Below are 9,512 nucleotides of genomic sequence, written 5' to 3'. Positions count from 1 at the left end.
CCTTCTCGGCATGGCCTTCTGCGGGATCATGGGGGCGGCTCGGATCGGCCCCTTCCAGGGAATCGGCTACACCCCCGACGGCGGCCGCACACCCTTCCAGTACGGCGCGGAGTTCATGTTCAGTCCGTTGCAGGCGACGATGTTCAGCCTCCTCGCCTTCTTCATGGCGTCGGCGGCCTTCCGCGCCTTCCGCGCGCGCAACGTGGAGGCGACGATCCTCCTGGTCGCGGCGGGGCTCGTGATGCTCGGCCGGATCCCGTTCGGGGAGATGATCCTGGGGGGGCATCCCTTCCTGGCAAGGCTGACCGACTGGATGATGGACTGGCCCAACGCGGCCGCGCAGCGAGGGATCATGATCGGCGCCGCTCTCGGGGCGGCGAGCCTGTCGCTTCGCGTCATCGTCGGGATCGAACGCTCCTTCCTCGGCGTCGAGAAGAGCGAGTAGGAGGGGAGGCGCGCGATGGAATGGCTCAATCGTCTCATGGCCCTCGATCGCAGGTGGATCTTCCTTCTGGTCGCTATCGGGACCGCGCTTCCAATCATCTTCCCGATCGGTTTCAAGGTATCGGTGACGCCTCCTGCGAAGGCGCTCTTCGATCGGATCGAGCAGATGGGCCCCGATGACGTCGTGCTGCTCTCCTTCGACTACGGCCCCTCGACCGCTCCCGAGAACGACCCGATGGCCGACGCCGTCCTGAGGCACTGCTTCTCGAAGAGGGTGAAGGTCGTCCTGCTCTCGCTCTTCCCGATCGGGGGCGTCACGATGGCGGATCAGTCCCTCGCGCGCGTCCTGCGCGACTTCCCGGACATCCGGCGCGGAATCGACTACGCCCATCTGGGGTACAAGTCGGGGAGCCAGGCGACGATGAAGCAGATGGGCGAGGACATCCACCGCGTCTTCCCCACCGACAGATATGGCATGGCGCTGTCGGAAGTCCCACTTCTCCAGAGGGTGCGGACGTACGACGACATGAAGCTGGTCGTGAGTTTCGCCACGGGGATCATCGGGGAGTGGTGGGCGAATCTGATCAATGCCCAGTTTCACATCCCCGTCGCTGTCGGGTGCACGGCGGTCTCCGCCCCGAAGTACTACGCCTACCTCCAGTCCGGGCAGATGGTCGGTCTCCTGGGGGGGTTGAAAGGAGCATCCGAATACGAGCGGCTGGTGATTGACCGCTATCCGATCGTCGAGGCCGCCTACACGCGCGCGGGCCTCTATACCGCCATCAAGGGGATGGACGCGCAGACCATCATCCACACGCTGATCCTGCTCTTCATCATCATGGCCAACGTGGCCTTCTTCGCCGGGCGCGGGCGCGCCGCCCAGGCGAAGCGCTAGGAGGAAGGGATGAATCTCCTCGGCATCTGGATCGCCTCCTTCCTGACGCTCTGCATCTTCAGCTTCCTCTACAAGGACAACCCCTTCTTCCGGTTCGCGGAGTCCCTCTTCGCTGGGGTCTCGCTCGGCTACTACATCGGCCAGGAGGCCGATCAGACCATTCGCCCCAACCTCATCGAGCCCCTGCGAACGAACTTCGCGGGCAACTGGGATCTCCTGATCCCCGCCCTGATCGGGGTCAACTTGTACACGCGCTACATCCCGAAGGCGAACTGGTGGGCCCGCTGGTCGCTGGCGATCTACGTCGGCTACTACGTCGGCGTGAACATGGTCCAGAAGCTCCACGGCGAGGTGCTGCCTCAGATGCAGAGCACGGTAGTCCCCCTCTCGTTGAGCGCCGGGCCGATGGGCCTCCTCAACAACCTCATCCTCATCGCCGGCGTCCTTTCGGTCCTGATCTACTTCTTCTTCTCCCTCGAGCACAAGGGGGCCGTCGGGCTCACAAGCAGGGTGGGGATCTGGTTTCTCATGCTGGGATTCGGCGCAGCCTTCGGCTACACGGTCATGGGCCGCGTCTCGCTTCTGATCGGCCGTCTGAACTACCTGATCACGCAATGGGCGATGGGCACGGTCGACGCCCTTGGGAGGCTTCTATGATGTGGCGCACTGGGTCCGCGCGGATCGACTCCGCGTCGGCCGCGATGTTGGCCGTCGCGATGGTCGCGGCGACCGCCGCTCTTGTTGTTTGCCCGCCCGGCTTCGAGGCGCGAGCGGCGGGAGCGGGGCCCGATCTGTGCGCCACCTTCTCGATAGTGGCGCGGGACTCGACGACCGGCGAGATCGGCGTCGGCGTTCAATCCCACTGGTTCTCCGTGGGCAGCACCGTCCCCTGGGCCGAGGCCGGGGTCGGGGCGGTCGCGACGCAGTCGTTCGTCGAAGTGGCTTACGGACCCAGGATCCTCGAGCGCCTGCGCAGGGGCGAGTCGGCGGCCGAAGCCCTCCAGGCCGAGGTCGAAGCCGACACGCTTCGAGCGATGCGCCAGGTCCTGGTCATCGACGCAAGAGGGAACGTCGCGGTCCACACGGGCGAGGAGTGCGTCGACTTCGCCGGCAGCCACATCGGAAGAGACCACGCGTGCGCCGGAAACCTGCTCGCGGCGCCCGGGATCTGGGACTCGATGTCGAGGTCGTTCGAGGCCGCCGAGGGCTCTATGGCGGCGAGGATCATCGCCGCGCTCGAGTCGGGACAGGCGGCCGGCGGGGATGCCCGCGGCATGCAATCCGCCGCGCTACTCGTGGTCAAGATGATCGATGCGAAGCAGCCGTGGAAGAACAGAACCGTCGACCTGCGCGTCGAGGACCACCGGCAGCCGATCTACGAGCTGTCGAGACTCTACGACATGCACCGAGGCTACACGCTGGCAGACCAGGGCGATGAGGCGTTCGCCCGGAAGGACTACCGGACCGCCTCCCTCTTCTATGACGCCGCCATCGGCCAGTCGCCATCCGATGAGCTGCTCTTCTGGCGCGCCTCCGTCAGGATGGCGATGGGAGAGGAGAGCAACGCCCTCGACGACCTCGAGGAAGCGATCAGCGTCAACCCGCGCTGGCGCACGCTGCTCGCGCGGCTCCCCGACTCCGTCTTCCCGGGGGTCGAGAAGGCGTGCAAGCGCTTGGGGATCGACCGGATAGAGTAGCGTGACGACGCCGGGAGGTGGCGCGCAGGACCCCGCCGAGGCTCCGCCGTCCGACGCGGCGATCTCCTCTTCTTCCGCTCCGCCCCGCGGCGAACCTGTCCTGAGTCAGCGGATCTCGATCCTGGAAGGCTCCCTTGCCGGCATCCATACCACGATCACGAGCGGGACTCTGCTCACAGCCTACGCGCTCATGCTCGGATCGAACGACTTCCAGCTCGGCCTGCTCTCCGCCCTCGCGGCCGTCGCGACCGTCGGATCGGTGGTCGGAGCCCAAGTCGTCGGGCGCCTGGGCCGCCGCAAGCCGCTCTCCGTCGTCTGCTCGGGAGGAGGAAGAGCGCTCTGGTGTCTTCTCTGTCTCCTCCCCTTCCTGCCGATTCACCCCTCGATGCGGCTCGGTCTTTTCCTCGCCGTCGTCTTCGTCGGCAACTCCCTCGTGAACCTCTCGGCGACCGGATGGCTCTCGTGGATGAGCGATCTCGTCCCGATCGAGCAGCGGGGGCGTTACTTCGGATTGCGGAACACGATCATCGGGACGGTCGTCATGCTCGCGACCTTCGCGACGGGTCGGATCTACGATCGATTCGTCGCGCGCGGAGAGGACGCGAGCGGCCTCGCCTGGCTCTTCGCGGCCGCCGCCTTCGTCGCGGCCCTGGCCGCCCTCACGCTCACCCGGCAGTGGGAGCCGCCGCTGCGGGGAGAGCGTCCGATTCCGCTCCTCGCCACGCTCCGCAAGCCGTTCGAGAATCGCATCTACCGCCGCCTGCTCGCCTTCACGATCCTCTGGTCGAGCGCCACGGGCATGGCGAGCCCCTTCTTCGCCGCCCAGATGATCAAGAACCTGAAGATGAGCTTCTCATCGATGGCCGCCTACTCGATCCTCGCGGGCATCCTCAATCTCGTCAGCCTTCCGCTCTGGGGGAGAATCATCGACCGCGTGGGGAATCGCCCCGTCCTGGTCTTCAACATCGCCGGCGTCTCATTCCTTCCCTTGTTGTGGCTGTTCGCCGCTCCCGGCCACCTCGCGCCGATCTGGATCGACGCGTGCCTGACGGGTCTCTTCTGGCCCGGATTCGCCCTCGCGAGCTTCAACCTTGTTCTCGCGACAGCGCCGGAGGAGAACAGGACTGCCTACCTCGGGGTGCAGGGAATGGCCGTCGGCCTCTCGACCTTCCTGGCATCGCTCCTCGGAGGGGCCGTCGCGCAGGGGATCAGGAGTTTCAGCTTCGAAGGACACGGACTCTCGCTCGCGAACTTCCATCTTCTCTTCATCCTCTCCGCGCTCCTCAGGATCTCGCTTCTGCCGGTCGCGCTGACTCTCCGGGAAGAGAGGGCGGGCACGGTGAGGGCGCTGCTCGGCCTGGTTGGCGACGAGATCTCCCAGCGCCTGCCGCGGAGCTGGCAGACCTGGGGCGCCGTCCTTCGCAGGAACGACAAGCCACAAGGCGGCCATGACCGGTCCCGCTGAGCGGAGCCCTGAGCCGCTCCGAACCCCATGTGGCACCCGGCGAGTTCGGCCGATAAGATGCCTGGGGGCGCCGTTCACCCGATGCTCGATCAAACCCACAGAGGAGGCGCGCCATGCACCGCGCACTGGCCGTTTTGGGAATCGCATTCATTCTCTGTCCGCCGGTCGCTCAGGCCAGGCCTTCGTTCACGATCGGAAGCGATCCGTACGAGACCGTCTTCGCCTACCCGCACGACATCCTCAGGTGGCCGTCGCGCATGCTCTACCTGAGCTACGAGCCGCAGTCCTCGCCATGGCAGGGCGACGTCACCCATCCGCAGAACCGACCCTCCGCCAGCTACACGAGCAACTACCAGGAGGTCGAGTTCTCCGTGCCGTACGGTTACGGGGGCGATCCTGCTTCTGTCCGCTCGTGGGCGCGGCTCTCCTCGGCCATGAACCAACGAACCACGACGACGGGCGGCACAACCGACACGAAGTACGGGAGGTTCCTGTTCGAGATGGGAACGACCGCCACGCGCATGAATCTCAACGCGCGCGGCGTGGCTCGCTCCGAGCCGTCGGAAGGGAGCTACGTCCTCATCCCCTTCAAGGGCTCAACAGGGGCTCAGAAGGACGACTACAGCCTGAAGGTGATCCATGCCCGCACGCTCTTCGGGAACCCCCTAGGGGTCAAAGTCGAGTACACCCGCAAGACCGCGGACCAGCCCGATGGGTACATCAGCTTCACTCGCGACGCGACCGACTACAAGGTGCCGCGTCTCACATGGGGATGGGCGACCCAGGGCTGCAACCACATCTTCGGCTATCCAAACATTAACGTGGATGCTTTCTACCAGGACCACTACACGGTCTTCGAGGGCCGGCAATGGGACCTGCAGATCAGCTTCGAGCGCCAAGGCAACTGGAAGTCAGGGATCCGGTACCGTTCCAACCTCTTGGACGGTGACAGCTACTCATGGGACGAGACGGAAGGATCGCAGTTCGACGGTTCCTACAGATCCGATCCCCACTGGAAGAACCGGGAAACGGGGGGACTGCTCCGGGGTTATACAAAGGCGAGCTTCATTCGCGGGGAGGGACTCGACGCAGGGATCCTCTTCCTGCTCCAGAGAGAGTCGGCGACCTCTACGCGGGTCAACAAACAGGTCGAATCGGAACCGTGGTCCAAGGAAGGGCAGGTGGGCTACGCCCTCGAGACGAACCCGTTTTTCAACTTCATTATGCCCCGTGGGTACGTCGATTGCGGCCTGCTTCTGGAGCTCGGCCGCACGGGGATGCGAAACACCGAGACGCGGTGGAATCCCGCAAGCGACTCGGCGCAGCGCGACGTCCTCTGGTCGACGAGTCCGAATCTGGGATGGACGGAGCACTGGGAAGAGTTCTCAAAGGGAAGGAAGCTCTTCTTCGCGACGGGGATCGAAGGGAGCTCGAGCGTGCGCGTCTATCGTGGCCTCTCGGCCCTCATGAGGGTCACGATCCTCCGCCAGTACACGGACACGAACAAGGACTACGGCGACTCCGAGGTCCCGGAAGGCGGCGCCTCCTATCGCTTCTTCCAATCGCACCGTAGAGACGACTTCCGGCGGGAGACCTGGATGACGGGAGCGTTCGGGTTCACGTACGAGTGGCGCGGGGCGAAGCTATACGCGACCCAAGGGCTACCGACGTCCTACCTGCTGGCTGAGAGCACGGAGCTCGCAGACAACGGGGGCACGCTCTTCCATCACGAAAGACGCCAGATGTGGCAGGTCCAGAGGCCTTCGGGGTCGCGCCTGTTCGTCACGTATGCCCTGAGACCGTAGGCCCGCGTCCGCCTTGCGGATCAGACTGCCGCCGCCCGCTTCCTCGATCGCGCCCAGACCCACACCAGCGGAATCGCGAGCAGGATCGCCGCGGCGACCCCGTGGGCTCGCGCCCATCCGTTCGGCTCCCCCAGCAAGGCGGCCGTGGCGCGAACCGCGTGGTAGCCGTAGACGCCCGCGATGTAGGCGAGGACGTTCCCGCGCAGGATCCAGACGATCAGCCCGGCCCCGATCGCCAGGATGAGGAGATAACGCGCGAGGAGCAGGATGAACTCCCCCCCGCCGCGGGAAGGCATGATCGAAAGCCCCAGCGCCAAGAGCCCGAGCAGCGCGATCCGCCCCGACCGGCCCGGCCAGTCGCGGGACGAGAGCACTCTGGTCATGACAGCGAAGGCAAGGCACAGAACGAAGGTCGCCAGGATGACGCCGATGAAGGCGGAGAGACCCGGAAGAGAAGCGTCGAGCGGCCCCGCCGCACCGGCGATCGGAGGCGGCGCCACGCCGGGAGCCCACTTCGCGATCAGGACGCGAGTCTCGGCGAGGACCTTGCCCCAGACGGGAAAAAGGACCAGCGCGAGGGCTGCGCCCGGAAGCCAGCGCCTGCGGATCTCGTCGCGACCGAGCAACGCGACACGCGGATGAAGCCCCCATGTGAGCGCAGTCCCGGCCCAGCCGACTAGAAAGTAGAACACGGCGGCCGTGATCACGCCGACGCAGGCGAAGACGATGAACGTCATCCAGGGAGCCGAGGTGCTGTACTGCGCGAGGAGGCGGGGCATGGCATTCAGCGTCCCCACAACTGCCACGACGATGCCGGCCAGGCCTCCGGGGAGCAGACGGCGCCATGGGATCGCGCCTCGGCCGTGCGCCCTCCCGACATCCCGGATCGCCAGCCCGAGAAGCCCTCCCCCGCCGAGCAGGAGCAGGGCGAGCCCAGTCGGCCAAGCCACAGTCCTCTTCTCGCGCGCCCTCTCGTATTCCTCCGGAACCCGCAGCTTCAGATCGAAACCGGCCGCGCGATCCCCGGTCACCTTCCCCTCGATCCGGTAGCGCGCCTGCGCGACATTGCGCGGATCTCCCTCTGGCGCCTCCCAGGCGAAGGTGCGGTCCATTCTCTTGGGGCGCGGCTTGTCGGCCGCTTCCTTCCGGTCCATGGGCGCGGTGTCGAAGCCGACCGAGCCGAGAAGCGACGCGGCCAGCTCCTCCGCCCTCTCCAACGAGACGGGCGGCAGGCTGTCGGCCTCGGCGATGCGGTGATCGAAGGCGATGACCCTCCCGCTCGCCAGATCGATCCTCGCCCGCGCTTCGGCAGGATCGAGGGGCCGGAAGAAGCGAACCGCCCAGCTCTGCGCGGGCAGCCGCTCGGGCCAGTATCCGGCGAAGGCCGAGAATCCCGCCTTCGAGAGGACGTAACGCGCCGCGATCGGATCGGCCTCGTCGTTCAGCGTCACGGCCGACTTGCACCCGCTTGTGTCGAAGCCGTGCGTCGCCGCGAAGGCCCGCGCGGTCGCCATCGCCGTTGCGCGATCGGTCCGCAGGGGAGCCTCCGGCTTCGCGGATCCCGATCTCAGGCCGATCACCGCGGCCAGCGCCAGCGCGCTCACGCCCAGGGCGACGATGGCCCGCCGCGCCGTGAGGGGCCGCTCGGAGAGGACCGCTCCCTCCAGTCCGGCAGCGGCCGGCGGAGGGACGGCGATCGTGCCGATCCCCGCCGCCTCGCCCTCGCGCATGATCTCACCCGCCGCCCGCGCATCGACCGCCTCTCCCGGCGCGGGAACCGGCTGCGCCTCGTTTCGAAGCGGGACCGGATCGACGAACCTGCCCGTTCGCAGATAGGCGACAAGCGCGACGGCGAAGGGCAGGATGAGGATCCCTCCCGCCAGGGCCGCGGTCGTCACGTAGTAGGGATTCCCCGAGCGGAGGAGGAGATAGCCCGAGTAGAGGGCATCGACGGTGTAGTGCCAGACGAGGAGCATGAAGACGTTGAAGCGCAGCATCAACACGCCCATCAGGATTCCGGCCAGCCCCACCTCGAGCCCGCGGATGTAGAAGGGTTGGTTCGGATAGGCGGAGTGCCCGAATCCCCAGATGAACGCCGCCAGGATCAGGGCGAGCGCCCGACTTCGCAGGAAGCGCTGGAAGAAGGGGATCGAGAAGACGCGGCTCGTGAACTCCTCCGTCACGGCCGGCATGAAGCCGATGAAGAGCAGGAAGACCCAAGGGACCGCGCTGTTCAGCAGGTCGTCGTACGGGACATCGGCGGGCGACCACGCCCCGAGGGACGAAGCGATCCGATAGAAGACCGTCTGGTAGGCGAGGAAGAAGCAAGTCAGGACGAGCCCGGCGAGGCTCGAGAAGAGAAACTCCTTCGTCCTCAATCCCTCCCATCGGAAGAAGGAGGGGATCGCGAGCTTCCGCGGATAGGAAGAGCGATAGATGTTCTCCCCGCAGGCGACCATGATCAGGATCACGAACCCCAGCGCGATCGAGGCGGCGAGTCCCAAGAGGATCCTCTCGCTCAGGAATCCCGCGTAGGAACGGGTCGTCTCATACCGGAAGAGGGCCTGCGGCAGGCCGTTCAGGTTGTTCACGAAGAGAAGCGCCGCGGCGACGGCGCCGAAGCCGATCGCGAACCTCCAGCGGATCGCCCGCAGGCGGACTTGCTGGACCAGGATGACCAGCATGGCGAGGATCGTGAGGAAGCCGAAGACGTTCGCCACTGCGTTCGCGCTCAGGTTCTTTGAGCGCAGGCGCGCATAGTCCCGTGCCCAGGTCTCGGGGACCTGCACGAACTCCTCGTAGCCGCCGAGTCGATCCCCCTGGATCGTCACCCTGTGCCTGTAGCGCCCACCCTTCCAGTCGATGTCGGGCCTCTCCCACGTGAAGGCGTGATCGGTCCGGTTCTTCCTCTCGACGCTCGTCGCGCCGAGGTAGCGCAGATCGTCCAGCCCCCGGGAGCGAAGGGCGCGGAGCTGATCCTCGGCGCGGCGCAGCGCCTCGCCTTCCTCCAGACGGGCTCCCGGAGCGTCCTCGTCCAGAAGGTGGGTGAAGCGGACCAGCTCTCCGGTCGGCGCGATCCCGACCCTGAACTCCTCCTTCTGCAGGGGCTTGAACCATCGGTGCGACCACTGCCAGATCCTCGCCCCGCCCTCGACCGCCTCATTCATCGCCTCGAGCCCCAGCTCCTTCTCGAGGAAGACCTTCGC

Annotated in this window: 6 protein-coding genes; 5 read left to right on the top strand and 1 reads right to left on the bottom strand. The window is 66.3% G+C overall.

Annotation, left to right across the window (positions count from 1 at the left end):
* Nucleotides 1-460: 460 nt before the first annotated feature.
* From FJY88_09520 to FJY88_09500, 5 genes are all read left to right on the top strand, one after another.
* Entirely contained in the window at nt 461-1,339 is an 879-nt protein-coding gene (locus FJY88_09520; protein ID MBM3287568.1) for a hypothetical protein, read from the top strand.
* A gap of 9 nt (nt 1,340-1,348) precedes the next feature.
* Entirely contained in the window at nt 1,349-1,996 is a 648-nt protein-coding gene (locus tag FJY88_09515) for a hypothetical protein (protein ID MBM3287567.1), read from the top strand.
* The gene (locus tag FJY88_09510) at nt 1,954-3,036 is read left to right on the top strand and encodes a DUF1028 domain-containing protein (protein MBM3287566.1); all 1,083 of its coding nucleotides are present in this window, start codon (nt 1,954-1,956) and stop codon (nt 3,034-3,036) included. Before FJY88_09515 ends, FJY88_09510 begins: the two co-directional genes overlap by 43 nt.
* Nucleotide 3,037: 1 nt before the next feature.
* Nucleotides 3,038-4,501: an MFS transporter gene (locus FJY88_09505; GenBank protein MBM3287565.1), complete on the top strand. Its 1,464-nt coding sequence runs from the start codon at nt 3,038-3,040 to the stop codon at nt 4,499-4,501.
* A gap of 113 nt (nt 4,502-4,614) precedes the next feature.
* The gene (locus FJY88_09500; GenBank protein MBM3287564.1) at nt 4,615-6,306 is read left to right on the top strand and encodes a hypothetical protein; all 1,692 of its coding nucleotides are present in this window, start codon (nt 4,615-4,617) and stop codon (nt 6,304-6,306) included.
* A 20-nt stretch (nt 6,307-6,326) separates the two neighbouring features.
* Here FJY88_09500 and FJY88_09495 read toward each other — a convergent pair.
* Nucleotides 6,327-9,512, bottom strand: a 3,186-nt coding sequence (locus FJY88_09495) for a CPBP family intramembrane metalloprotease (GenBank protein MBM3287563.1), incomplete at its 5' end; no start/stop codon positions are given.

It is taken from the genome of Candidatus Eisenbacteria bacterium (assembly GCA_016867495.1).
Lineage (GTDB): Bacteria > Eisenbacteria > RBG-16-71-46 > CAIMUX01 > VGJL01 > VGJL01.
Note: the sequence above shows the minus strand (reverse complement) of the source record. Positions and strands in the feature narration are given on the sequence as shown.

Bases quoted from the DNA above. Each gene is read 5' to 3' on its own strand.
- FJY88_09515 (MBM3287567.1), top strand. From the start codon at position 1,349: ATGAATCTCCTCGGCATCTGGATCGCCTCCTTCCTGACGCTCTGCATC.
- FJY88_09500 (MBM3287564.1), top strand. From the start codon at position 4,615: ATGCACCGCGCACTGGCCGTTTTGGGAATCGCATTCATTCTCTGTCCG.
- FJY88_09510 (MBM3287566.1), top strand. From the start codon at position 1,954: ATGGGCGATGGGCACGGTCGACGCCCTTGGGAGGCTTCTATGATGTGG.
- FJY88_09520 (MBM3287568.1), top strand. From the start codon at position 461: ATGGAATGGCTCAATCGTCTCATGGCCCTCGATCGCAGGTGGATCTTC.